Here is a 24445-nt window from a genome sequence, read left to right as displayed (position 1 = left end):
CCGGGTACCCCATTGAAATAGCAGCCCTGCAGGGATTCATTCAGGGTCCTGATTTCGGGGCTGTGGAGTTCGAGGAGGGATAAGGTTTGTCGATTTCAGCTGACGAATCGAAAAGTCGAAACCCGGACAAAGGCTATGTAGCTCTGCTCGGCTGGAGTTTGAACGCCGTCGAGGCGGTTGATCGGTTCGATCGCCGCTATATTGTGGTCGCGCCCGAATGGGCGCAAAGTTATTGCACAGAGCACAACATTCCCTATATCCCCTGGGATTTCGAGCGGCTCAACGATCGTTCGATGGAGATCGCGGAGACCCTGCAGGAAAAGGGGGTCGACGTCGCCATTCCGATCTTCGAGGAGACGGTGGAATGGGCAGGCGCGATCAACTCCGTCCTGCTCGACAATCCACGGCTGCTCGGGCAGTCCATGCTCCTGCGCGACAAGTCGTTGATGAAGCGGCGCGCGCAGCTCGGCGGTATCCGGGTCGGCATCTTCGAAGAGGCGCACGAGCGCGACGACGTGATCCGATTCCTGAAGCGGGTCAATCAAACCCTCCTGAAACTCGACGGTGATCCCAACGATCCGATTCACCTCAAGGCGTTCGACAAGGCGGGCTGCCTCGGTCACCGGATCATCCGGACCCCCGACGAGGTCGACACGATCCCCGACGACGAGTTCCCGATGCTGATGGAATCGCACCTGGACGGCTGGGAGTTCGCGGTCGAGGCGTGGGTCCACAACGGCCGCATCTGCTTTCTGAACATCTCGGAGTACGTGACGCTCGGATATTCGGTGTTCGTGCCCGCGACGCCGGAACTGGAGAAGTACCGGCCCGAGATCACCCGGCAGGTCGAGAAGCTGATCAAGACCTTCGACATCGAATTCGGTTTCATTCATCCCGAGTACTTCGTCACCAGCGACGGTGAGATGTATTTCGGCGAAGTCGCGTACCGGCCGCCGGGTTTCAAGGTGTTCGAGCTGCTGGAACGGACGTACGGTTTCAACGCCTACCATGCGCTGGTGCTGGCCTTCGACCCGAAATCCACCGCCGAGGAGATCGACGCCTTCTTCCCGAAGGAAGTGGTTGATGCCACCGGCCACGCGGGGTGCTTCGGCGTGTATCCGCGTCGGCGCGTTGTCAGTCGACTGAACGTGCCGCCCGAGACCGAGGATCACGATTACTTCGACTCACACGAGCTCACCGCGCCCCAGGCCGAAAAGGTCACCAAACGGACCGCATTCGGTAATCACTGGGGTCTGCTCTATTTCTTCGGCGAAGACCCGTACACTCTGCGGGATCTGTTGAAGCGTCAAGAAGAGCTCGACTTCTATATTTGATCCGTTGCCAGGGGCAACGGTGGGCGAAGGGATCGGCGATTGAGTCCAGACGGCCACGACCCGGCGAGCCTGGACCGGCGCCTCGCCACGGTGGACCACGCCACGCAGTCCCTCGCGGACGCAGGCGATTTCGGTAAGCAGGTCAAACTGCCAAGGGTCATGGAATCGCTTCGGCGGGTGCTGTTGCTGCCCGGTGGGTGCGCCGCGGTGCGCGAACGCGCCGAAAAGCTGGAGACCGCGGGCCTGTTCCTCGGCACGGATTGGGCCCAGCCGCAGATCCTCATCCCGGCGCTGAGTACCGGGTCGTTGCGCAGCGCCAACGCCGACACCATGGTGCTGGAGGCGGTGAGTGATCTGCGGTTGCTCGCGGTCGCCAAGGGCGATTACCAGCACGCGCTGGTGTCGGCCGAACAGGCCGCCGATCATCTGTCGCAGGTACTCGCGGTGAATCTGTCGCTGCTGTTCTCCCCGCCCACCGAGGCGGAGCGGGAACAGCAGGGGCGGATGGCGCAGGTCTCGCGGGAGCTGCTGCACTACCTCGTCGCCGAGGTCGGGTACGAGAAGGTGCTGGAGAACCTGGTCGACGAGATCTGGCGCATCCTGCGGCAGCGGCCGATCCAGGTCGACGGGGTCAAGCGGATGATCACCCAGATCGCCGTCGCCCGTGCCGATCCCGATGTGGATCTCGGTGCCAGTGGGCTCGGCGCCGACCGGCTGATCAGCAGTCTTTACGGCACCACCGAGGGGTGCCGGGAAGACCCCGGGGTCGAGATCTACCGCACGCGTCTGGAATCTATGGACGACAGCGCGTTGCAGTACGAGGCAACGGGATTCGCGCGGTCCATGCACGACACCGGGCTGGTCTCGCCGTATCACGCTGTGCTGCTTCGCTTTCTGCTCACCAAGGGCGAGTACCTGCTCGGCGAGGCGATGGGCCTGTCCAGCACCGGCCGCGACAGTCTGCTCTGCTATCACGAACTCGTGCGCAGTCTCATCGAGCAGGCTGTCCACGTCGAAACGGCGCAGTGCGTCTACGGGCTCACCTTGCTGCTCGAACGCGGCATCCTCTATCAGCCGCCGGTCGCGCCCGCGCTGTGGCGCCAACTGGCGCTTCGGCTTTCACCGCACTCGCGCCAGCGGCTGACCCGGGTGTTCGGGCCCGCACCGGATCCGCGCGCGTGGTTGTTGTCGGGGATGCTGTCGGTTCTCGGCCTGCCGCTGGGGATCGGGCAGGGCGACAACCCCACCTGTCAATCGGCGCGGGCACTGTCGATGTGGGCCTACAACGACCCCGACTATCTGCTGCAGACGGTGGTGTGGGCCGCGCGCGACGACGAGATCGTCATGCACTTCGAGGGGCAGCCGATCTCCTCGCGTGAGACCGGCGACGCGGAATCGACTGTGCTCCAACTGGATCTGGACCCGGTGTCGCTGCTGGTGGTTCCGCACCTGGACCGGATCTACGCGGAGATGGGTCGGCGTTGCCTCGGCCGTGACGGCGATCCACACCGCTGGATCAACCCGGAGTTCCACGGCTGGTGGTCCGGACGCGGGTTCCGGATCAATGTCGACGTGGCCACCGGCCACCTGACCGACCTCGACGAATTCCTGCGCCACTTCTACGCCGGCTACCACCCCTTCTACAACGGCAATCAGCCGGTGATCCATCCGCAGCCCGCCGGTATCGCCGTCACCGACAGTGCCGCCCGCTTCGTCGGCTGGCATGCCATCACCGTGCTCCGGGTCAGCCTCGACCCGCAGGACGTGATGCGGGTGTATTTCTACAACCCGAACAACGACAGCGGCCAGGACTGGGGCGATGGGGTCGTCGTCGGAACGGCCGGGCACGGTGAGCGTTTCGGCGAAGCCTCGCTGCCCTTCGAGCAATTCGCCTCGCGCCTCTACATCTTCCATTTCGACCCGCTAGAGCCGGGCGAGCTGGCCGCCGTCGATCGCGCCGAACTCGACCGGGTGATCGGCTACCTGCACCGCAGCTGGGGCGCCGATCGGCTGCCCGTGGAATCGGGTGCGGCCGAAGGGGATTGATCACAGCAAACGTTCAGAGTCGAACGCTAGGGTGTGGGCGTCGGTGCGCTTCGTGCCGCGATGATCAAGGGGAGTTTCGATATGGGTGTCAGCTTGTCCAAGGGCGGCAATGTCTCACTGACCAAGGCGGCGCCGAATCTCACCGCCGTCGCGGTCGGTCTCGGCTGGGATCTGCGGACCACCACCGGCACGGACTTCGACCTCGATGCCAGCGCCATCGGTCTCGGCGCCGACAAGAAGGTGGTGTCGAGCGGGCACTTCGTCTTCTTCAACAACCTGAAGTCGCCCGAGGGCGCGATCGAGCACGCGGGCGACAACACCACCGGTGCGGGCGACGGCGACGACGAGACGATCAACGTCGACCTGGCCAACACTCCGGCCACGATCGACTCCATCGTGTTCCCGGTCTCGATCTACGACGCGGCGAACCGCAGCCAGTCCTTCGGCCAGGTGCGCAACGCCTACATCCGCGTTCTCGACCGCAGCAACGGTGAGGAACTGGCTCGCTACGACCTCTCCGAGGACGCGTCCACCGAAACCGCCATGGTCTTCGGCGAGCTGTACCGCAACGGCGCCGAGTGGAAGTTCCGCGCCACCGGCCAGGGCTACGCCTCCGGCCTGGAAGGCATCGCCCGCGATTTCGGCGTCAACCTCTGATTCACCGAACAGTGCCGGTCAGCTGCGGAAATGCTCGATCACGCAGCTGACCAGCACGCACGCTCCACCACGCCGGACTGTCGTTCCATTCGTCCAAGACCGGGCGCAAGGCCGGTCCTAGCGTTGGGGCATGACAACATCACGTCCCTCCTCGGACCGATCCGTCGATGACCACCTCCTCGCCGTGCTCGACGAGTGGCAGGTGGCGATTGTCGCCAATGACGCGGACCGGATCGGTTCGTACATGGCCGACGAATGGATCATGGTCTCCGAGAACGGCATCACCACGGCCGAGCAGTTCCTGGCATTCGTCCGGTCGGGCGACCTCACGCATTCGGCGATGGAGCGGGTCGGTGCACCCAGAATCCGTTACCACGGCGAGCTCGCCCTGCTGACGACCCGAATCACCAATACCGCCCACTACCAGGGCATTCGGTTCGACGCCGATGAATGGACCACCGACGCCTTCCGCCGCATCGACGGCCGATGGCGCTGCCTGCTGACCCAGATCACCACCACGAAGAAGTAGCGGGCGGTTGGGGCGGATTCACCCGATTCGGATGATGTGTGCGGCCGGATTCTTCGCCACGATGGCGGTACAGGCGCAATCGTGACACCGGCCGGTGCTCACGCATCACGGAAGCGAGGGTCGAATCATGTCGGTGTGGGACGTTCTCTGGGTCATCATTGTGAGCTTCTGCTTTGTCGCCTACCTGATGCTGATGTTCTACCTCCTCACCGATCTCTTCCGTGATCGGAACACCTCGGGCTGGGTGAAGGCGGTGTGGGTGGTGTGTTTGTTCCTGTTCCCGCTGCTCACCGGACTGGTGTATCTGATCGTGCGCGGCAGCGGAATGGCGGAACGGACCGCCGAGGCGCACAAGCAGGCACGCACGGAGACCGAGGACTACATCCGGCAGGCCGCGGGTACCAATTCCGCCGCCCAGATCGCCGACGGGAAGAAGCTGCTCGACGCCGGAGCCATCACCGAGGCGGAATTCCAGCAACTCAAGGCCAAGGCCCTCGCCTGACATCCGCGAACAACAACGCAATCCAGCGTCGCGCACAGATGGGAAGTGGGATCTGATGACCAGTCAGCAGGCCGCCTCGGCCAGCATCGAAGCCAACAACGAGACATCGTTGCGCACGCTGCCGTTCGGCGACACACAGGATTTCGCCGATGCCGAGCGTGGGTTCGTCGCGGCGCTGACACCCGGGGTGGTGAAGAACGCCGGGGGTGAGGTGGTGTGGAGCAGCGACGCGTTCGCGTTCCTCGACGGCGAGTGCCCGCCCACCGTGCACCCGAGCCTGTGGCGTCAGTCGAAACTGTGCGCGATGCAGGGCTTGTACGAGGTCACCGACGGCATCTATCAGATCCGCGGACTCGACCTGTCGAACATGACACTGGTCGAGGGCGATACCGGTGTGATCGTGATCGATCCGCTGATCTCGGTCGAGACGGCCGCCGCGGGACTCGCGCTGTATCGCGAGCATCGCGGTGACCGCCCGGTGACCGGCGTGATCTACACCCATTCCCACATCGACCACTTCGGCGGCGTCAAAGGCGTCACCACGCAAGACGATGTCGACGCGGGACGGTGCCCGGTCATCGCGCCGGTGGGGTTCGCCGAGCACGCGGTGGAGGAGAACGTGTACGCCGGTACCGCGATGGCCCGCCGGGCCGCCTACATGTACGGCGCGGCACTGCCACCGGGGCCGCTGGGTTCGGTCGGCGCCGGCCTCGGGCCGACGACCTCGACCGGCCAGCCGACCCTCATCACGCCGACGATCTCCATCGACCACACCGGCCAGACCGTGACCGTCGACGGGGTCGCCATCGAATTCCAGATGACGCCGGGTACCGAGGCGCCCTCGGAGATGAACTTCTACTTCCCCGATCGACGAGCACTGTGCATGGCCGAGAACGCCACCCACACCCTGCACAACCTGCTGACGTTGCGAGGCGCGCTGGTACGCGACCCGCACGTCTGGTCGAAATATCTCACCGAGGCGATCAACCGCTACGCGAGCCGCTCCGACGTGGTGTTCGCCTCCCATCACTGGCCGACCTGGGACACCGAGCGGCTCACCGAGTACCTCTCGATCCAGCGCGATCTCTACGGCTACCTGCACGATCAGACGCTGCGAGCACTCAACAAGGGCGCCACCGGTATCGAGATCGCCGAGGACATCCAGCTGCCACCGGCGCTGGAGAACTCGTGGTCCACCCACGGGTACTACGGCTCGGTCAGCCACAACGTCAAGGCGATCTACCAGCGGTACATGGGCTGGTTCGACGGCAATCCGGCCAACCTGTGGCAGCACACCCCGGTCGAGTCCGCGCGCCGCCACCTGGAGTTCATGGGCGGTGCCGACGAGGCCGTCACCAAGGCGCGCAAGTCCTACGCCGACGGCGATTTCCGCTGGGTCGCGCAGGTGCTGAACTACGTGATCTTCGCCGACCCCGGCAATACCGAGGCGAAGGCGCTACAGGCCGACACGCTCGAACAGCTGGGCTACGGCTCCGAGAACGGCACTTGGCGCAATTTCTTCCTGATGGGCGCGTACGAATTGCGCAACGGCAGCGTCGGCACCCCGACGGTCACCGCCGCGCCGGACATCATGGCCGCGCTCTCCGCGGAGCAGGTATTCGACGCGATCGCGTTGCGGGTCGACGGTCCGCGGGCCTGGTCGGCCAGGATCGCACTCGACTGGAAGATCAAGGACACGGGAACCGTGCACCGCGCCCTGCTCCGCAACGGGGTGCTCGTGCATTTCGATGTCGAGGGCGACCTCGCGCCCGCCGACGCGACGTTCACGCTCACCGAAGCCGACCTGCACGCGGCGCTGCTCGGCGGTGCGGATCTGAGCCAGATGATCGGCGACGGCCGTGTGGCGGTCGAAGGTGACCCCGCCGCGCTGGCCGAGCTGGTCGGCTATCTGGACGCCCCCGACCCGGATTTCGCGATCGTGACGCCCTGATCCACCGCGCAATCGCCGTGGAAGGTAATGCGATGGCGAGGCGGCGATCCGGTGGCTGAGGTCGTGCGGCGGGTCCGGGGCTGGTTCGCGACGGAGCGCATGTCGAAAGCCGATGTCGTCGCCGGGATTCCGGGCGCGATCGGCGGGGTGCCGGACGGTATGGCGGCGGGTGTGCTCGCGGGGGTGAGCCCGGTGCACGGGCTCTACGCGAGCATGGCCGGGCGATTCTTCGGCGGGTTCGGCACGAGCACGCAGCTGATGGTGGTCACCACGACCAGCGCGTCCGCGTTGGCGGTGGGCTCGACCCTGACCGATGTCGAACCCGATCAGCGGTCGGGCGCCATCGTGATGTTGACGTTGGTCGCGGGCGCGATGATGATCGTCGCCGCGATCTTGCGGCTGGGCAAGTACACCCGGTTCGTCTCGCATTCGGTGATGACCGGGTTCCTGCTCGGTATCTCGGCCAACATCCTGTTCGGCCAGTTGCCGAGTCTGCTCGGTGCGCCGGTGCGGGGGTCGATCGCGGTGGAGAAGGCGCTGCACGTGGTGCTGCATCCGCTGGACTTCGACTGGCGGGCCGCCGTTGTCGGCGTGCTCGCGATGATCGCGCTCATCGGGCTCTCGTACACGCGGCTGCGCGCGATCGCCGCCCTGTTCGCCTTGATCGTGCCGATGATCGTCGTGCTCGTTCTCGGCTGGAGCAATGTCGGCACGGTCGCCGACACGGGCGATATTCCGACCGGGATCCCGTTGCCGCACCTGCCGGAATGGGGCGCGCTGTCGCCGTCGTTGGTCGCCGGGGCATTGGCGGTGACCGTGATCGTGCTGGTTCAGGGCGCCGGGGTGGCGGAGTCGGCGCCCAACCCCGGCGGTTCACGGACGACGGTCGATCGTGATTTCACCGCCCAGGGCATCGGCAATATCTTCGCCGCGCTGTTTCGCGGAATGCCGGTCGGTGGTTCGGTAGGGCAGACGGCCATCAACGCGTCCGCCGGTGCTCGCGGCCGCTGGGGCGGAATCTGGTCGGGGATCTGGATTCTGGTGATCCTGGTCGCGCTGGCGGGCGTGGTCGGCCGAGTGCCGCTGCCGACGCTCGCCGCGATTCTGATCGTCGCCGCCGCCCGTTCGATCGATCCGGACAGCCTGGTCGCCATCTGGAGCAGCGGCGCGATCTCGCGGACCGCGCTGGTGGTGACCTTCGTCGCGACCCTGCTGTTGCCGGTGACGGCGGCGGTAGGTGTCGGTGTCGGGTTGTCGCTGCTGCTGCAGCTGAACCAGGAGGCCATCGACTTGAAGGTGGTCCGGTTGCGAGTCGACGGTGAGCATCTCGTCGAGGCCAAGGCACCGACCGCGTTGTCCGACAACGAGATCGTGATCCTGGATGTCTACGGCAGCCTGTTCTACGCGGGTGCGCGCACGCTACAGGCTGAGCTGCCCGACCCCGGCAGCGCGCACGACCCGGTCGTCATTCTGCGACTACGCGGGCGCACGAGCGTGAGCGCGACCTTCCTGCACGTGATCGGCGACTACGCCCGACGGCTGGACGCGCTCGGCGGCCGCCTCTACCTCAGCGGTGTCGACCCACGGATTCGCGACGTGTGGACCGACGATCTGCTGCACGCGCAAGGTCTGCACATCGAGTTCTTCCCGGCGACGAGCACGCTGGGCGAGTCCACACTGGCCGCCTACGCCGATGCCGAGGTTCGGATCCACCGCGAGCAGAGGTCGTGAAAGGAACGCCATGCTGAGCTTTCTGGTCCCGCAGGATCAACGTCGATCGCTGGACGAGCTGACCGACAAACTGGATCTGTCGGTGGGCCAGGTCGCGTCGAAGCGGTCGGCGTTCTGGATCATGCTGGTGATGTCGGCGGTGATCGCGATCTCGGGTGTCATCGGCGATTCCACCGCGACGGTGATCGGCGCGATGATCGTCGCGCCGTTGTCGATACCGATCCTGGGTGTCGCGTTGGGGGTGGTGACCGGCCGTGGGCCGCTGCTCGGCCGGAGTCTGCTGCTGGTCGTGTCGGGGATCGTGGTGGTGGTCGCGCTCGGTTTCCTCTTCGCGCAGCTGCTGCCCAATCCGGTGAATGTCTTGTCCAACGCCCAGGTCGTCGGGCGGACCTCGCCGAAGCTGATGGATCTGACCGCGGCGATCGCGACCGGCCTGACCGCGGCGATCGCGACCGGCCTGGTCGCGGCGATCGCGATCACCGCGTGCGGAGTTGCAGCGGAAGGTGAACGAGCTCGTCCCGTGGGACCCGAAGGTCGTCATCATCCACACGGTGGGCGGTCGCGTGCAGTAGCTCAGCTGAGCAGTTTGGCTTTCGCGGCGGCGAATTCGGCATCGGACAGCGCGCCGGCGGAATGTAGCTCGGCCAATTTGCCGAGCTTGGCAACGGTGTCACCGCCGCCGGCAGCGGTGGCGGCGGGCGGTGGGGGAGCCTGCGGCGGGGGTGCCTGCTGCTGGGCGTAGGCCTGTTGTTCGTCGGCCCGCCGCGCGGCGCGGCGGTTCACCGCGTTCGATGTCGCGGTGGCGGTACCGGCGACAACGGCCGTCCTGGCCACGGCGCCGAGCAGTCCTGGTCGCCCGATGCGACCCATCCGAAGTGGCATATCGGTTCCCTTCCTAGGCGAGGGCGAGCGCGGCGTCGACGGACTCGCGCGATACCTGCACGTGCAGCGCGACCTCGCCGTCGGCCGCGCGCACCGCGCCTGCCAGGCGCCGCGCCCACGTTTCCTCGAACACGATCACGACAGCGGTCGTTCCGGGTTCCATCGACGCGCGGACGACGTCGAGGTCGTCGTCGCTGACGAGGTCGATGTCGGCCGCCGTCAGACCGGTCAGACCCACCGCGGAGATGTCGTCGTCGATCTCGCGTTCGATGATGGCGCCCGAGTCGTCCATGGACAGCACGATCAGATCGAGCAGGGTGACAGTGCCCTTCGCGACGATCTCGGCCAGTGCCGCCGAGACGGATTCATCGATCGCGGTGCCGGGAAAGGTGAGCACGAGGAACTCGACCGGTCCGAGCGTTACTGGTGATCCCATGGGCCGAATCATGCCGTCGGTGGGCCCCTTGCTGCTTCACCCGATTCGGATGAAACAGGGGGCGTAGTTCACCCGGAAAGTGTGAGGCGCGCCGGGAACGGCCCTCTTATCGTCGTGTTATGGGCTGAAGAACCGTCGCCGCCGCACTGTCCGGGTCGTGATCGTGCTCGCCTGCCGAAAGGAAAGCAGATGAACGGCATACTGGTCGCCCTCGTCGGAGCGCTGTTGTGCTTCTACGGGATCCGCTCGGTCAACCTGGGCTTGCTCGCGATCGGGTTCGGTCTTGGCTGGCTGATCGCCGACCTGTTCAACGCGAATTTCTGGTGGCTGTTGCTGGTCGCGCTGATCGGCGCGGTCGCGGTCTGGGCCGTCACCTCGCTGATATTCCGTTTCGCCGCCTATTTCATCGGCGGTCTCACCGGCGCGATGATCGGCACCAAGCTGGCGACGGTCTTGCAGCCCGGCGACAAGAACTTCGCCCTGAGCATGATCGTCGCGCTCGCGATGTGTGTGGCGGGCGCGTTCCTGGCGCAGAAGTTCCGGGCCCGCGCGCTGCTGTGGTTGACCTCGATCGGCGGCGCGAGCATGGTCTGCAGCGGTGTCGCGCGGTTCAGCGACTCGCTGTCGTTCCTGCGCGACCCCGAACCCGGCTGGCAGCAGGTCACCGCCACCCTGGCCTGGGCCGGCCTGTCGATACTCGGCTGGATCACCCAGCGTCACCTGTTCGCCGAGAAGCTCGGCATCGAGCACCTGGTCGGCGACGACGACGAGCCGGACATGAGAAACCGCAACGGCGGCTGGCCGACGAGCTAGGTGGTCGGTTCGACGCCCGGTCGGAACGGGACCAGTGGGCGCTGCCGCCACTGTCGAGGGCTGACCCCGTACTTTGCGCTGAACCACCGCGAGAAATTGCTCACCGAGGAGAAACCGAGCAGATCGCCGACTTCGGTGAGGGAGTGACGGCGGTTGGCCACCATCCGTTCGGCCAGTGCGCCGCGGATATCGTCGACCACCGAGGTGAACGTCTTGCCGTCCTGCGCGAGCTTGCGGTGCACCGTGCGCCGATCGACCCCGAGGCTGCGAGCCACCTGCTCGACGGTGCAACGGCCCGTCGGCAACAGCAGTTCGACGAGTTCGCGGACCCGGTCGGCAACCGTGGCCTCCTGCGCGGGCGCCATCGCGCCGAGCAACTGCTGCGCGTAGGCGTGCAGGAGCGGGTCGGCCATGGCGTTCTCGGCATCGAGATCGCTACTGTAAGTGAGGATTCCGTCGAAATCCTGATCGAACTCCACGTGTGGGCCGAACATCTTGAGGTAAGTGGCACGGTCGCGCGGGGCCGGGTGGGAGAAGCACACCTGCATCGGCCGCCAGGTGGGTCCGGCGAACCCGCGCAGCAGTCCGTGCAGCACACCGGTGGTGAGTTCGACCGCCTGCCGGACCGGCGCGGGCCTGCCCACATCGACGCTCACCCGAATCGTGGCCATGCCGTTCGCCTCGACGATCTCGGTGTGCAGGGCCTCGTTGTACATGTGCTCGTGGCGCGCCAGCAGCCGTAGCGCACTGCGCACATCCGGTTCCTCGCGGATGACCAGGCTCAGCGGGCCGAGGTTGGAGAACCGGCGTAGCTGCGCCAACCGCAAACCGAAGTCCTCCCTGCCTGATTCGGCGGCGGAGCGTTCCAGGAGTTCGGCGACGGCCGCGGCCGGAATCCAGCGGTCCTGTGTGCCGAACCCGGCCGGATCGAGTCCGCAGTCGCGGATCAGCCGGGCCGGCTCCAGCCCGAGCGAGCGCGCCAGTTCGACGTAGTCGTTCAACGACGCGTACCTGGACAACGGCTTCATCCGGCACCTCCTTCATGTCCCGAAATGAATAGTTTTCTGTCCCGTGAGGGCAAGTATAGCGATGTGACGCTGCCTACAGTTATGTGCATCACATAGGAGGAGATGCTGTGGCACACGCAATTCGATTCGCTGAAACCGGTGGTCCCGACGTTATGCGGTGGCAGTCCACCGAGGTCGGTGAGCCGGGGCCCGGCGAGGTCCGTATCCGGCACGAGGCGGTCGGGCTCAACTTCGCCGACACGTATTTCCGCACCGGCCTGTATCCGGCAGCGTTGCCGGCGGGACTCGGCGTGGAGGGGGCAGGCGTCATCGAAGCCGTCGGCCCTGGCGTCGACTTCGCCGCGGGTGACCGCGTCACCTACACCGGCAGCCCGCTCGGCGCTTACAGCACCGAACGGATCATGCCCGCCGAGCACCTGATCGCCCTGCCCGAGGGCATCGCGTTCGACACCGCCGCCGCGACCACCATGCGCGGCCTGACCACCGCGTACCTGTTGCGCCGCATCCACCCGCTGCGCGCGGGCGACACGGTGCTGCTGCACGCCGCGGCGGGCGGGGTCGGCCAGCTGTTCACCCAGTGGGCCGCGCTGCTCGGGGTCAGCGTGGTCGGCACGGTCTCCAGCGAGGAGAAGGCGGCGGTCGCCCGCGCCAACGGCTGCGACCACGTGGTGATCTACACCCGCGAGGACGTGGCTACCCGGGTACGCGAGATCACCGACGGCGCAGGCGTTCCCGTGGTCTACGACAGCATCGGCAAGACCACCTTCCAGTCCTCGATCGACTCCCTCGCCCGGCGCGGCCTGCTCGTGTGCTTCGGCACCGCCTCGGGTCCGGTGCCGCCGATCGAGGCGATGCAGCTGGCCGTGAAGGGCTCGCTGTTCGTCACCCGGCCCGCGCTCGCCGACTACATCGCCGACCCGGCCGAACGCGCCGAACTCGCGGGCGAACTGCACGACCACCTCACCGCGGGCCGTCTGCGGGTCGAGATCAACCAGCGCTACGAACTCGCGAACGCCGTGCAGGCGCATCGCGACCTCGAAGCGGGCCGCAGCGTCGGCGCGTCGGTCTTCGCGCTCTGACGCGTCCACCGGAAAGGAACAAACCAATGACCGTTCGAACCGCGATGCGCGCGGTGCCGCTGACCGCGACCATCGGCGCGGAACTGCACGGGTGAACCTCGCCGAGGTCGCCGTCGACGACGCCCTGTTCGCCGAACTGCGCACCCTGCTGCTGCGCCACAAGGTGCTCTTCGTCCGCGATCAGGACATCACCCGCGCCGAACACGTCGCGCTGGCTGAACGTTTCGGCCCGCTCGAGGACCATCCGGCCCTTGGCAGCGATCCCGATCATCCCGGTCTGGTGCGCATCTACAAGGACCTCGACAGTGCGCCCGAGCACTACGAGAACTCCTATCACTGCGATGCCACCTGGCGGGTCAATCCGCCGATGGGCGCCGTGCTGCGCTGTGTGGAAACGCCGCCTGTCGGTGGCGACACCATCTGGGTGAACATGGTCGAGGCGTACAAGCGGCTGCCGCAGACGGTGAAATCGCGGATCGCGCATCTGCGCGCCCGGCACAGTATCGAGGCGAGTTTCGGCGCCGCGCTCACCGAGGAGAAACGACTCGCTCTGCACGAGCGTTTCCCCGACGCCGAACATCCGGTGGTGCGTATCCACCCGGACACCGGTGAGGACATTTTGTTCGTCAATTCCTTCACGACGCATCTGGTCAATTACCACACGCCGGAGAACGTGCGATTCGGCGCCGACTACGCGCCGGGCGCGAGCGAACTCCTCAATTACCTGATGCGCCAAGCGAGTATCCCCGAATACCAGGTGCGCTGGCGCTGGACCGAGAACAGCTTCGCGATCTGGGACAACCGGTGCACCCAGCACTACGCGGTCCAGGACTACTGGCCCGCCGTCCGCAAGATGGAGCGCGCCGGGATCATCGGCGACCGCCCTTTCTGACTTTCATTTTTCGATAACCCCGCAATTCTGATCGGAGCACCCCCATGCATTTTCACGACGACGCACTGTTCCCCGAGAACCAGGAAAAGCTGGTCATCACCGTCGCACCGTACGGCCCGGAATGGGAACCCGACGACTTCCGCGACGACCTGCCGCTGACCATGGACGAGCACGTCAAGGCGGCCGTCGACTGCTACGAAGCCGGCGCCACCGTGCTGCACATCCACGTGCGTGAACTCGACGGCAAGGGCTCCAAGCGCCTGTCGAAGTTCAACGAACTGCTCGGCCGCCTGCGCGAGGCAGTGCCGGACATGATCCTGCAGGTCGGCGGCTCGATCTCGTTCTCGCCCGAAGGCGAAGGCGCCGACGCGAAGTGGCTGACCGACGACGCCAGGCACATGCTGGCCGAGCTCGATCCCAAGCCGGATCAGGTCACCATCGCGATCAACACCAGCCAGATGAACATCGTCGAGCTGATGACCGAAGACGACATCGCGGGTACCTCCTTCGAGCGGCCCGAGGTGTACGAGGCGTACCGCGAGATGTTCGTCCCGGCGGGCCCGACCTGGGTGGCCGAGCACCTGAAGCGCCTGCAGGCCAACGGCATTCAGCCGCACTTCCAGCTGTCGAGCATCCCGCAGCTCGAGACCGTCGAGCGGCTGATCCGGCGCGGTGTGTACACCGGGCCGCTCATGCTGACCTGGGTCGGCATCGGCGGCGGCTTCGACGGCCCCAATCCGTACAACATGATGGAGTTCATCCGCCGCACTCCCGACGGCGCCGTGCTTACCCTGGAGACGCTGATGCGCAGCGTGCTGCCGGTGAACACGATGGCCATCGCGATGGGTCTGCACGCGCGCTGCGGCAACGAGGACACCCTGTGGGGTCGCAAGGGCGAGAAGATGACCTCGGTGCAGCAGGTCGAGCAGCTGGTCCGGATCGCGGGTGAACTCGGCCGTGAGGTCGCTACCGGCAAGGAAGCGCGCGAGATCTACAAGCTCGACGCGCACTACGCCGACGCCGACGAGACGCTCGCCAAGATCGGGTTCGCCCCGAACCGTCAGCCCGGCCAGGTCGGGTTCACCCACCACGCCTGACCCTCCCGGGGGATCACGTTCCCCTCTCGACAACCCGGTGGACGTCAGCGACGACGTCCACCGGTGCGCAGGAGCACCCATGGACCTCACCACCACCGCCGCGAAACCCGCGCAGGCGCCGAGCCGTTCCTCGACCATCCGCCGAAACTATCCCTGGCTGGTGTTCGCACTCGCCTTCGGCCTTCTGCTCGCCGATTACATGTCCAGGCAAGTGCTGAGCGCGGTCTTTCCCTTTCTGAAAACCGAATGGACGCTGTCGGATTCGCAGCTGGCGTCACTGAGCAGTGTGGTCGCGCTGATGGTCGGGTTGCTGACCCTGCCGCTGTCGGTGCTGGCCGACCGGTGGGGCAGGGTCAAGAGCCTGGTGCTGATGGCGGTGGTGTGGAGTATCGCGACGCTGGTGTGCGCACTGGCCGGAAACTATCCGCAGATGCTGGCGGCGCGTTTCTTCGTCGGTGTCGGTGAGGCCGCGTACGGCAGCGTCGGCATCGCGCTGGTGCTCAGTGTGTTCGCCGCGCGCAGGCATGCCGCGCTGAGCGGCGCGTTCATGGCCGGTGGTTCGTTCGGATCGGTGCTCGGCGTCGCCGCGGGCGGGGTGATCGCCGTGCACCTGGGATGGCGGTGGTCGTTCGCGACGATGGCGGTGTTCGGTCTCGTGCTTGCCGTGGCGTTCTGGGCGGTGGTCAAGGAGCATCGCAACGCCGAACACGCCGCCGAACCCACTCCCGAAGTCGCCTTCCGCGCACCGATTTCGACCCTGTTCACCAATCCGGCGGTGCTGTGCGCCTACGTGGGCAGCGGCTTGCAGATGTTCACCGCCGCGGTGCTGCTGTCGTGGATGCCCAGTTTCTTCAACCGCTACTACGGGCTGGCGCCGGATCGGGCCGCTGGTCTGGCGGCCGTGATCGTGACGCTCGTCGGCACCGGCATGGTGGTGTGCGGGGTGATCACCGACCGGGTCGGACGTTCGGAGATGGCCCGCAAGTGGACCACCGCGATAGTGTTCTGTCTGATCTCGCTCGTCACCCTCGGCATCGGCTTCAGCATGAGTACCGGTGTGCCGCAACTGATTCTGCTCGGTATCGGTGCGTTCTTCTCCGGCGGCTCGGCCGGTCCGACCGTCGCCATGGTCGCCAATCTCACCCACCCCTCGCTCCGCGCGTCGGCGTTCGGCACCCTCACCCTCGCCAACAGCCTGCTCGGGCTGGCGCTCGGCCCGTTCGTCGTCGGCGTTCTCGCCGATCACCTCGGCCTGCAGAACGCGCTGCGCATCACCCCGGTGGTGTCGGTGCTCGCCATCGCGGCCCTGCTCCTCGGCCGCCGTGTCTACCCGCTCGGGCTGCGTCAGCTCGCCACCGTGCACGCCCCGCACTGATCGCCTCGAAAGGATTGCCACACATCATGAAATCTGTTCCCGAACCCACCTTCGTCATCGTCCCCGGGCTGCGCGATCACGTCGCCGACCACTGGCAGACCTTGCTCGCCGACACCCTCTGGAAGGTGGCGATCGTGCCGCCACTGGAACGTGACGGCCTGAGTCTGACCGCGCGGGTCGCCGCACTAGACGCGGTGCTCACCGAGATCGACGGCCCCGTCGTCCTGGTCGCGCACAGCGCGGGCGTGATGATCACCGTCCACAGTCCGACCGGCCGGTGCGCGGCGCGCTGCTCGCGACGCCGCCCGACTTCGAAACCCCACTGCCGCAGGGCTATCCGACCGCCGACGAACTCGCGACCAACGGCTGGACGCCGATCCCACGGCGGCAGCTGCCGTTCCCGAGCATCGTATCGGCGAGTAGCACCGACCCACTGGCCACGACTCGCCGTGTCGCAGGCATGGCCGAGGTGTGGGGGAGCAGGCTGGTCGACCTCGGCGATGTCGGGCATCTGAATCCGGCGGCGGGCTACGGTCCGTGGCCGCGCGCCCAGGAGCTGCTCGACGAACTCCTCGACATGACCGGGGAGCTCGCCCGATGACGACGGTGTTCGAGACGGCTGCCGCCGCCGTTGCCGATATCGGTTCCGGATCCTCGCTCGCCGTCGGTGGTTTCGGATTGTGCGGCATCCCCGACGCACTCGTCGCCGCACTGGCGGCAGGCACGGCCGACCAGCTCGAGATCTACTCCAACAACTGCGGCACCGACAGCCGCGGACTGGGGATCCTGTTGGCGCAGAAGCGCATCCGTCGGGTCACCGCGTCCTACGTCGGTGAGAACGCGGAGTTCGCGCGCCAGTATCTGTCCGGTGAACTGGAAGTCGAACTGACACCGCAGGGCACTCTCGCCGAGAAACTGCGGGCCGGTGGGACCGGGATTCCGGCCTTCTTCACCGCCGCGGGCGTCGGCACACCGGTGTCCGACGGGGGATTGCCGTGGCGGTATCGGGCCGACGGGTCCGTCGCGGTCGCCTCGCCCGCCAAAGAGGTCCGCACCTTCAACGGCCGCCGGTTCGTGCTCGAGGAATCCATCACCGCCGATTACGCGCTCGTGCACGGCCTGATCGGTGACACCCGGGGAAATCTGGTGTTCAACAAGGCGGCCCGCAATTTCAATCCGCTCGCCGCGATGGCGGGGAAGGTGTGCATCGCGCAGGTCGAGACGCTGGTGCCCGCCGGTTCCCTCGACCCGGCACAGGTGCATCTGCCCGGCGTGTTCGTCGACCGGATCGTGCACACGGGACCGCAGATCAAACTCATCGAAAGGCGTACCGTGTCATTACCGCATCGACCACCGTGGCGCTCGGCTGGACGCGCACCGAGATGGCCGCCCGCGCCGCACAGGAACTGCGGACCGGCGAGTATGTCAACCTGGGTATCGGGCTGCCGACCCTGATCCCCAATCACCTGCCCGCGGGCGTGGCGGTGACCCTGCATTCGGAGAACGGGATCCTCGGCACCGGTCCCTACCCCAGTGACGTCGAGGTCGACGCCGACCTGATCAACGCGGGCAAGGAGACCGTCACCGTCGCCGACGGCGCCTCGTTCTTCGATTCCGCGCTCAGCTTCGGCATGATCCGTGGCGGTCACATCGACACCGCGGTCCTCGGTGGAATGCAGGTCTCGGCCGCCGGTGATCTCGCGAACTGGATGGTGCCCGGTCAGATGGTCAAGGGCATGGGCGGGGCGATGGACCTGGTCCACGGCGCCCGCCGCGTGATCGTGGTGATGACCCACACCGACAAAGCGGGCACCCCGAAAATCGTGCCTGCCTGCACATTGCCGCTCACCGGTGCGGGCGTCGTCCATCGGATCATCACCGACCTGGCCGTCATCGACGTCGAACCGGCGGGCCTGATCCTGCGCGAATGCGCACCGGGCATCAGCGAGGACCACGTCCGCGCCGTCACCGCAGCACCGCTCACGTTGGTCCGATGACCTTCTTGCGCCCAAGCTCGCGTCAGTGGAGGTCGTCGGGGTGTGGTCCGGTCGCGAACGGGTTCGGCTCGTCCTGGGCGAGGATGCCGACGAAGGGTTCGCCCTCGTCGACGAAGGTGTAGGCGCCGCCTTCGATGCGTTCGATGAGGCCGTGGGTCCAGGCCGCTCCGCTGTCGGCGGAGTGCACCCACATGTTCATGATCTCGCCGATGTGTCCGAGCTGTCCCGGGCCCTCCTCGGGCGTGTAGTACTCGGTGACCGAGCCGCGCCACTGTTCGAGGCCGGTGATCCGTTGCTTCAAGAGTGCGACGGCCTCCTCGCGTGGTAGGTCGACGATGAAACCGATGCCGGCCGAGAGCATGTCCATCTTCTGGTCGTACGAGGTCAGGGCCTCGCGCAGCAGCGCGAGGTATTCCTCGGTGCCCTTGTCGGTGATCTCGTACTCGACGCGGGGCGGACCGCCGACGGTGCTCGGTGCGACCTCGTGTGCGAGGAGGAGTCCTTGCTTGGCCATCTGTTTGAGCGCGTGGTAGATCGAGCCGGGCTTGGCGTTGGACCATTCGTGGGCGCCCCAGAATTCCAGGTCGTTGCGCACCTGATAGCCGTGCGCGCGTCCGTGCTGACGGACCGCGCCGAGGACCAGCAGCCGGATCGCTGACATGGACGTCTCCCTTCCGAGTGAGTGCGACCAAAGTAGCAGTATTCAAGTTTGACTAACCGAACCGGGCTCGGTACCTTGGTCATCTAGTCAAGTTTGATCACTAGGCGTTGGAGGGTGTTTTGACTGACCACGATCTATCGATCGTCGTCGAAGGCCTGCGGAAGAAGTACGGGGCGAAGCAGGCACTCGACGGACTCGATCTCGCTGTCCGGGCCGGTACCGTGCACGCGGTTCTCGGCCCGAACGGCGCGGGCAAGACCACGGCCGTGCGCATCATGTCCACATTGCTCCGCCCGGAGTCTGGGCGTGTCGAGGTGGCGGGCATCGATGTGCGCACCCGGGCCGACGAGGTGCGCACCCGAATCGGGCTGCTCGGCCAGAGTGCGGCTGTCGACGAGGAGCTCAGCGGGCGCCAGAACCTGGAGATGTTCGGGCGCCTCTACCACCTCGGGGCGCGCCGCGCGGGCGTCCGAGCCGATGAGCTCCTTGCGCGATTCGGGCTCGCGGACACCGGAAAGAAGGCGGTCAGGCAGTACAGCGGCGGTATGCGGCGGCGGCTCGACCTCGCGGCGTCCCTTATTTCCGAACCGCAGGTGCTGTTCCTGGACGAACCGACGACCGGGCTCGATCCGCGCGGCCGCGCCGAGGTGTGGAGTTCGGTGCGTTCCCTGGTCGACGGCGGCACCACCGTGCTGTTGACCACGCAATACCTGGAGGAGGCCGATCAGCTGGCCGACCAGATCTCGGTGATCGACCACGGGAAGGTCATCGCCGAGGGCACTGCCGACCAGCTGAAGTCGAAGACCGGCGGCGACCGCATCGACGTGGTCCTGCACGACGTCACCCAGCTGGCACGCGCTGCCGCGCTCATCCCGGGCGAGGCAGTGGTGGACGAGGACCGGCGGCTGGTGAGTGCCGCGGTCGGCGACCGGATGGTGGCACTGACCGAGACCGTCCGGGCGCTGGAGGCGAACGGCATCGAAGCCGAGGACATCGCGATCCGGCGCCCGACACTCGACGAAGTCTTCCTGCACCTGACCAAGGAGCACGCGGCATGAGCGCGACTTACACGACGAACCAACCGGTTTCGACACTGAGCACGGCGCTCACCGATTCCTGGACGATGACCAGACGCGAGCTGGCGCACTGGGCCCGCCAGCCCGTTCAGGTGGTTGTCGGGCTGGTCTTCCCGGTGATGTTGCTGGTGATGTTCACCTATCTGATCGGCGGCGGGCGCGGCATCGACGGGGACTTCAAGGATTATCTGGTCCCTGGAATGCTCACCATGACAATGGCATTCGGCCTCGAATCGACCATGCTCGCGGTCACCCAGGACCTCGGCAAGGGAGTCATCGATCGGTTCCGCTCGATGCCGATGAACTCGGCCGCGGTCCTGGTGGGGCGCAGCGTCGCCGACATGTTGCAGTCGGTGGTCGGGCTGGCCGTGATGATCGCGGTCGGGTACGTGATCGGCTGGCGCTGGCACGACGGCGCCGCCTCGTTCCTGGCGGCCGTGGGACTGCTGTTGCTGTTCCGGTTCGCGATGCTGTGGATCGGCATCTATCTGGCGATGGTCGCGGGCAAGCCCGAACTGGTGCAGGCGGTCCAGATCCTGGTCTGGCCGATCAGCTTTCTCTCCAATGCCATCGCCTCGCCCGAAGCGATGCCGTCCTGGCTGGGCGCGGTCGTCGAGTGGAACCCCATGTCGGCAACCGCCACGGCGGTGCGTGGCCTGTTCGGCAATCCGGGTGCGGTCGGCGACTCCTGGGCCGCGGCACACGCCGAAATGCTGGCGGTGGCTTGGCCGTTGGTCTTGATCGCGGTGTTCTTCCCACTGGCGGTGCGCAGGTTCAGAGACCTGAGCCGCTAGCGGACGGGCCCAGCGGCGCCTGCCACGGGGTGGGGCCCTACGGACGAGCCGGATAGCCCCACTCCCGGCACGCCGACCTCAGTGCGTCGGGGACGGCCGGATCGGCGGGCAGCGGGCGGGCAGGCTGGATGACGCCGGAGCGGATGGTGTCGCTCCAGTCGCCGATACCGCGGATATAGCTGCCGTGGTCGAAACGGCCGTAGTCCAGCATCGAGGGCTGCCACTCGACGTCGAGGAAGCGGCACAGGCCGCGGACGGTTTCCTCGGGCCGGTGGGTCAGGTCCTCGTAGCGCACCTCGTGGCCGTTCAGCGCTACCCGGGCCTCGTTCATCGCCGCGACGAACTCCAGAGTCCGCCGCACCGGGTCGATTTCGTGTCGCTGTGCCCAGGCGCGGCCGAGGGAGTCGGCGATCTGCACCGGGTGGCGCAACAGGAACACATAGCGGGCATCGGGCCAGCACGCGGCGATCCGTCGCCAGGTCAGCACGCTGCTGGTCGTCTTGTTGACCATCCGGTCCTTGCCGCTGCGTTCCAGCTCGTGGTGCAGCAGGCGGTCCCAGAGGAGGTGCTCGAGCTCGCGGATCGTCAGGCCGAGCGCGTCCAGCGAGATGCTCGCGTAGCGCTCGGTGACGTCGTCGGCGGCCCACTCGAGTTCCTGGACGGTCAGCAGGTTCAGATGCAGTTCGTGCGGGGCATGGATGCGCGCATGGCTGTTGAGGACCGAACGCAGCAGGGTCGAACCGGATCGGGGCGCGGACAGGATGAAGATCGGCGCGGGCACGAGGCGGTTGGTGGTCGCCTGCTTCACGGTCGCCCGTTCCGCAGGGGCGGTGCGGCGATCAGTTCCCGGCGAAGCAGGAGGTCGAGCACGCGGTCGGTGGATTCGTCGACCGTCTCGGCAGCGGTGTCCATCCGCAGATGGGGGACCAGTGGTTCCTCGTAGACCGCGTCGACCCCGGTGAGCTGAGTGAGTTCACCCCGCGCCCGCCGCCCGTAGAGGCCCTTGACGTCGCGTTGTTCGCAGGCCGAAAGCGCGGTTGCGACATGGACTTCGGCGAAGCCCAGGCCGGCGTCCTCGTGGCGGATCCGCATCAGCTCACGATCGGCGGCGTACGGCGCGATGGCTGCCACGAGGACCAGCACGCCGTGGCGGGCCAGCATCAGCGCGAGGGTGGTGATCCGGCCGAGGTTCTGCTTGCGGTCGTCGGGGGTCAGGCCGAGTTCCGGCCACAGCCGCCCGCGCACGTCGTCACCGTCGAGTACCTCGACCGCGTATCCGGCCTCGGCCACGCGGGTGCGGGTAGCGGTGGCGATGGTGGTTTTTCCCGAACTCGGCAGTCCGGTCAGTAGAACTGTCCCACCCGGTCTACAGGGCCCGTCGCTCATCAGACATTTCTGACAGGGCGAAATTATGCGTGGGTATCGATTACACGAGCGATACGTAAACGCCTGCTGCCCAGCGGAATTCGTCCTGGGCCGATAACAGATCCGGTGCCACTGATAATGATTCAGCGCCCCTGAACAGCGTATTCCGGTTGTGTCAGACCTCGATATGGGAGCCCATGATGACCGTTCTGTCGCGCGGCAGGGCGAAGTAGTCGGCAGCATCGGCGGTGATGTAGGAGGTGGCGATGAACAGCCGTTTGCGCCAGGTCGCCATGGTCGGCTGGTCGCTGCGGCGGAGTTCGATCTTGGAGACGAAATAGGAGGCATTGTCGAGGTCGAGACGGCCTTCGGTCGCCGACGAATCGAGCAGCCGCAGCGCCTCGGGAATATCGGGCCGTTCGGCGTAGCCGTAGCGGGCGGTGACGTGGACGATGCGGTCGCCGCCGTGCCCGAGGTGGTCCACGCTCAGGCGCTCCGCCGCCGGAATTCGGGGCACCGGGTCGGTGGCGATGCTCACTATCGCGACGTGGTGGTGCCGGATGTGGTTGTTCTCGACATTGGCGCGCATGGCCAGCGGGGTCGTTTTCTTGCCGCGATTGAGGAAGATCGCCGTGCCGGGAACCTCGAACGTGCTCGGTCGCCCTTCGCGGAGTTCGGCGACGAACTCCCGCAGTGGGCCCTCGCGCTGTTCGCGTGCCGCGGTGACGATGTCGCGGCCGCGTTCCCAGGTGGTCATGACGGTGAACGCGACGATGCCGATGAGCAGCGGCAGCCACGCACCGTGCACGATCTTGGTGAGGTTCGCCCCGAGGAACAGCAGATCGATCCCGAGCAGCGGCAGCGCGCCGAGCGCGAGCAGCCAGATCGGGGTCCGCCAACGGGCGCGGGCGACATAGAAGAACAGCAGCGTGGTGATGGTGATGGTGCCCGTGACCGCCATCCCGAACGCGTAGGCCAGCGCGTGGGAGCTGCGGAACGCGAAGACCAAGGTCAGCACCGAGACCATGAGCAGCCAGTTGATCCACGGGACATAGATCTGACCCATGGTGGATTCGGAGGTGTGCACGATCCGCAGTCGCGGCAGATAGCCCAGTTGAGCGGCTTGGGAGGCCACGGAGAACGCGCCGGTGATCACGGCCTGCGCGGCGATGACCGTCGCGGCGGTGGCCAGCAGCACCATCGGCAGCCGGCCCCACCCGGGGACGAGCAGGAAGAACGGGCTCGACACGGCGGTGGGGTCGGTGAGGATCAGCGCGCCCTGCCCCATGTAGCTGAGCATGCAGGCCGGGAACACGAGAAACAGCCAGCCGCGGGTGATCGGTCGTCGCCCGAAGTGGCCCATGTCGGCGAAGAGCGCTTCGGCACCGGTCACCGCGAGCACCACCGCGGCGAGCGCGAAGAACGCGATCCCGAAGTGGCCGAACAGGAATCCCAGCGCGTAGGTGGGTGAGATCGCCTTCAGGATCTCCGGGTTGTCGCTGATGCCCGCGATGCCGCACACCCCGATCGCGGTGAACCAGGCGATCATCACCGGCCCGAACACCCGTCCGACGACGGCAGTGCCCTTGCGCTGCACCAGGAACAGTCCCACGATGATCACCGCGGTGATCGGGATGATGAATTCCTCGAACGACGGCTCGACGACTTTCAGTCCTTCCACCGCCGAGAGCACCGAGATCGCCGGGGTGATCATGGAATCGCCGAAGAACAACGACGCCCCGAAAATGCCGAGTGCCGCGAGGAATACCGCCGTCCGCTTGCCGCCCGGCGCGCTCCAGCGGCGCAGCTGGGTGATCAGCGCCATGATGCCGCCCTCGCCGTCGTTGTCGGCACGCATCGCCAGCGCGACGTAGGTGACGGTGACGATGACGGTCACCGACCAGAAGATCAGCGAGACGATCCCGAACACGTTGTCCTTGCTCACCGGCACCGGATGCGGGTCGGCGGGATTGAACACGGTTTGCAGGGTGTAGATCGGGCTGGTGCCGATATCGCCGAACACCACGCCCAGCGCCGCGACGATCGTGGCAAGACGGACGACCTCACGACCTGTCCCGTGTCCGGTAGCGGAGGAGGTGGACGGCGGCGTTGCGGTCACAGTTTTCCTTCCGTGGACGAGCACCCGACGCGGGCCGCCGTGACGATAACCGCTGTGACGGCGAATCCGAAGGCCGACAAG

Annotated in this window: 22 protein-coding genes and 3 pseudogenes; 18 read left to right on the top strand and 7 right to left on the bottom strand. The window is 66.5% G+C overall.

What is annotated here, in order from left to right; translation table 11 throughout:
- The first annotated feature begins 293 nt into the window (after nucleotides 1–293).
- From ACFWPK_RS27875 to ACFWPK_RS27840, 8 genes and pseudogenes are all read left to right on the top strand, one after another.
- On the top strand, nucleotides 294–1334 hold the full coding sequence (locus tag ACFWPK_RS27875; protein ID WP_378920695.1) for an acetyl-CoA carboxylase biotin carboxylase subunit family protein: 1041 nt from the start codon (nucleotides 294–296) through the stop codon (nucleotides 1332–1334).
- A gap of 39 nt (nucleotides 1335–1373) precedes the next feature.
- Nucleotides 1374–3380, top strand: a complete 2007-nt coding sequence (locus ACFWPK_RS27870) for a hypothetical protein (RefSeq protein ID WP_378920693.1) — start codon at nucleotides 1374–1376, stop codon at nucleotides 3378–3380.
- An 81-nt stretch (nucleotides 3381–3461) separates the two neighbouring features.
- Complete coding sequence (locus ACFWPK_RS27865; RefSeq protein WP_378920691.1) at nucleotides 3462–4037, top strand: TerD family protein; 576 nt, start codon at nucleotides 3462–3464, stop codon at nucleotides 4035–4037.
- Between the two features lie 130 nt (nucleotides 4038–4167).
- Complete coding sequence (locus ACFWPK_RS27860) at nucleotides 4168–4566, top strand: nuclear transport factor 2 family protein (RefSeq protein WP_378920689.1); 399 nt, start codon at nucleotides 4168–4170, stop codon at nucleotides 4564–4566.
- A gap of 127 nt (nucleotides 4567–4693) precedes the next feature.
- Nucleotides 4694–5068, top strand: coding sequence for an SHOCT domain-containing protein (locus ACFWPK_RS27855; protein ID WP_378920687.1), 375 nt, complete (start codon nucleotides 4694–4696; stop codon nucleotides 5066–5068).
- Nucleotides 5069–5123: 55 nt separating this feature from the next.
- A complete protein-coding gene (locus ACFWPK_RS27850) occupies nucleotides 5124–7019 on the top strand; it encodes an alkyl/aryl-sulfatase (protein WP_378920685.1) in 1896 nt (631 codons plus the stop codon).
- Between the two features lie 51 nt (nucleotides 7020–7070).
- Entirely contained in the window at nucleotides 7071–8750 is a 1680-nt protein-coding gene (locus tag ACFWPK_RS27845; RefSeq protein ID WP_378920683.1) for a SulP family inorganic anion transporter, read from the top strand.
- Between the two features lie 10 nt (nucleotides 8751–8760).
- A pseudogene (locus tag ACFWPK_RS27840) lies at nucleotides 8761–9201 on the top strand (DUF389 domain-containing protein); the annotation flags it as partial.
- A 122-nt stretch (nucleotides 9202–9323) separates the two neighbouring features.
- Here ACFWPK_RS27840 and ACFWPK_RS27835 read toward each other — a convergent pair.
- Together ACFWPK_RS27835 and ACFWPK_RS27830 are read right to left on the bottom strand one after the other, a co-directional pair.
- Nucleotides 9324–9632: an SHOCT domain-containing protein gene (locus ACFWPK_RS27835; protein WP_378920681.1), complete on the bottom strand. Its 309-nt coding sequence runs from the start codon at nucleotides 9630–9632 to the stop codon at nucleotides 9324–9326.
- Between the two features lie 13 nt (nucleotides 9633–9645).
- Complete coding sequence (locus ACFWPK_RS27830) at nucleotides 9646–10068, bottom strand: DUF6325 family protein (protein WP_378920679.1); 423 nt, start codon at nucleotides 10066–10068, stop codon at nucleotides 9646–9648.
- 189 nt (nucleotides 10069–10257) lie between these two features.
- Between ACFWPK_RS27830 and ACFWPK_RS27825 the strand changes: the two genes are divergently transcribed.
- Complete coding sequence (locus tag ACFWPK_RS27825) at nucleotides 10258–10881, top strand: DUF4203 domain-containing protein (RefSeq protein ID WP_378920677.1); 624 nt, start codon at nucleotides 10258–10260, stop codon at nucleotides 10879–10881.
- Here ACFWPK_RS27825 and ACFWPK_RS27820 read toward each other — a convergent pair.
- Nucleotides 10878–11909 (bottom strand): AraC family transcriptional regulator, encoded by a 1032-nt coding sequence (locus ACFWPK_RS27820; RefSeq protein ID WP_378920675.1) that lies wholly within the window; start codon nucleotides 11907–11909, stop codon nucleotides 10878–10880. The genes ACFWPK_RS27825 and ACFWPK_RS27820 overlap by 4 nt on opposite strands.
- A gap of 107 nt (nucleotides 11910–12016) precedes the next feature.
- On the opposite strand from ACFWPK_RS27820, the gene ACFWPK_RS27815 reads away from it, so the two are divergent.
- The 7 genes and pseudogenes from ACFWPK_RS27815 to ACFWPK_RS27785 all read left to right on the top strand — a co-directional run bounded on the left by ACFWPK_RS27815 (nucleotide 12017) and on the right by ACFWPK_RS27785 (nucleotide 18349).
- Nucleotides 12017–12988: a quinone oxidoreductase family protein gene (locus tag ACFWPK_RS27815; RefSeq protein ID WP_378920673.1), complete on the top strand. Its 972-nt coding sequence runs from the start codon at nucleotides 12017–12019 to the stop codon at nucleotides 12986–12988.
- Nucleotides 12989–13014: 26 nt separating this feature from the next.
- Nucleotides 13015–13880: pseudogene (locus tag ACFWPK_RS27810) on the top strand (TauD/TfdA dioxygenase family protein).
- Nucleotides 13881–13924: 44 nt separating this feature from the next.
- Nucleotides 13925–14977 (top strand): 3-keto-5-aminohexanoate cleavage protein, encoded by a 1053-nt coding sequence (locus ACFWPK_RS27805; RefSeq protein ID WP_378920671.1) that lies wholly within the window; start codon nucleotides 13925–13927, stop codon nucleotides 14975–14977.
- Nucleotides 14978–15056: 79 nt separating this feature from the next.
- A complete protein-coding gene (locus ACFWPK_RS27800; protein ID WP_378920669.1) occupies nucleotides 15057–16352 on the top strand; it encodes an MFS transporter in 1296 nt (431 codons plus the stop codon).
- 26 nt (nucleotides 16353–16378) lie between these two features.
- Nucleotides 16379–16953, top strand: a pseudogene (locus tag ACFWPK_RS27795) (RBBP9/YdeN family alpha/beta hydrolase).
- Nucleotides 16950–17807 (top strand): CoA transferase subunit A, encoded by an 858-nt coding sequence (locus ACFWPK_RS27790; RefSeq protein ID WP_378920667.1) that lies wholly within the window; start codon nucleotides 16950–16952, stop codon nucleotides 17805–17807. Before ACFWPK_RS27795 ends, ACFWPK_RS27790 begins: the two are co-directional and overlap by 4 nt.
- Nucleotides 17735–18349: a 3-oxoacid CoA-transferase subunit B gene (locus ACFWPK_RS27785; protein ID WP_378920665.1), complete on the top strand. Its 615-nt coding sequence runs from the start codon at nucleotides 17735–17737 to the stop codon at nucleotides 18347–18349. Before ACFWPK_RS27790 ends, ACFWPK_RS27785 begins: the two co-directional genes overlap by 73 nt.
- Nucleotides 18350–18371: 22 nt before the next feature.
- Here ACFWPK_RS27785 and ACFWPK_RS27780 read toward each other — a convergent pair whose 3' ends face one another.
- The gene (locus ACFWPK_RS27780; protein ID WP_378920663.1) at nucleotides 18372–19010 is read right to left on the bottom strand and encodes a PadR family transcriptional regulator; all 639 of its coding nucleotides are present in this window, start codon (nucleotides 19008–19010) and stop codon (nucleotides 18372–18374) included.
- Nucleotides 19011–19129: 119 nt separating this feature from the next.
- Between ACFWPK_RS27780 and ACFWPK_RS27775 the strand changes: the two genes are divergently transcribed.
- Both ACFWPK_RS27775 and ACFWPK_RS27770 read left to right on the top strand, forming a co-directional pair.
- On the top strand, nucleotides 19130–20068 hold the full coding sequence (locus tag ACFWPK_RS27775) for an ATP-binding cassette domain-containing protein (RefSeq protein WP_378920661.1): 939 nt from the start codon (nucleotides 19130–19132) through the stop codon (nucleotides 20066–20068).
- Nucleotides 20065–20880, top strand: coding sequence for an ABC transporter permease (locus tag ACFWPK_RS27770; protein WP_378920659.1), 816 nt, complete (start codon nucleotides 20065–20067; stop codon nucleotides 20878–20880). The genes ACFWPK_RS27775 and ACFWPK_RS27770 overlap by 4 nt, the downstream gene beginning before the upstream one ends.
- A gap of 37 nt (nucleotides 20881–20917) precedes the next feature.
- On the opposite strand, the gene ACFWPK_RS27765 is transcribed toward ACFWPK_RS27770, so the two are convergent.
- From ACFWPK_RS27765 to ACFWPK_RS27755, 3 genes are all read right to left on the bottom strand, one after another.
- Nucleotides 20918–21688, bottom strand: coding sequence for a sulfotransferase family protein (locus ACFWPK_RS27765; protein WP_378920657.1), 771 nt, complete (start codon nucleotides 21686–21688; stop codon nucleotides 20918–20920).
- A complete protein-coding gene (gene cysC, locus ACFWPK_RS27760) occupies nucleotides 21685–22266 on the bottom strand; it encodes an adenylyl-sulfate kinase (RefSeq protein WP_378920655.1) in 582 nt (193 codons plus the stop codon). Before cysC ends, ACFWPK_RS27765 begins: the two co-directional genes overlap by 4 nt.
- Nucleotides 22267–22420: 154 nt before the next feature.
- Nucleotides 22421–24364 carry a potassium transporter Kup gene (locus tag ACFWPK_RS27755; protein ID WP_378920653.1) on the bottom strand — a complete coding sequence of 648 codons (1944 nt, stop codon included), beginning with the start codon at nucleotides 24362–24364 and terminating at the stop codon, nucleotides 22421–22423.
- Nucleotides 24365–24445 lie beyond the last annotated feature (81 nt).

The sequence above is a fragment of the Nocardia sp. NPDC058519 genome, assembly GCF_042719755.1.
Taxonomy (GTDB): Bacteria; Actinomycetota; Actinomycetes; order Mycobacteriales; family Mycobacteriaceae; genus Nocardia.
Note: the sequence above shows the minus strand (reverse complement) of the source record. Positions and strands in the feature narration are given on the sequence as shown.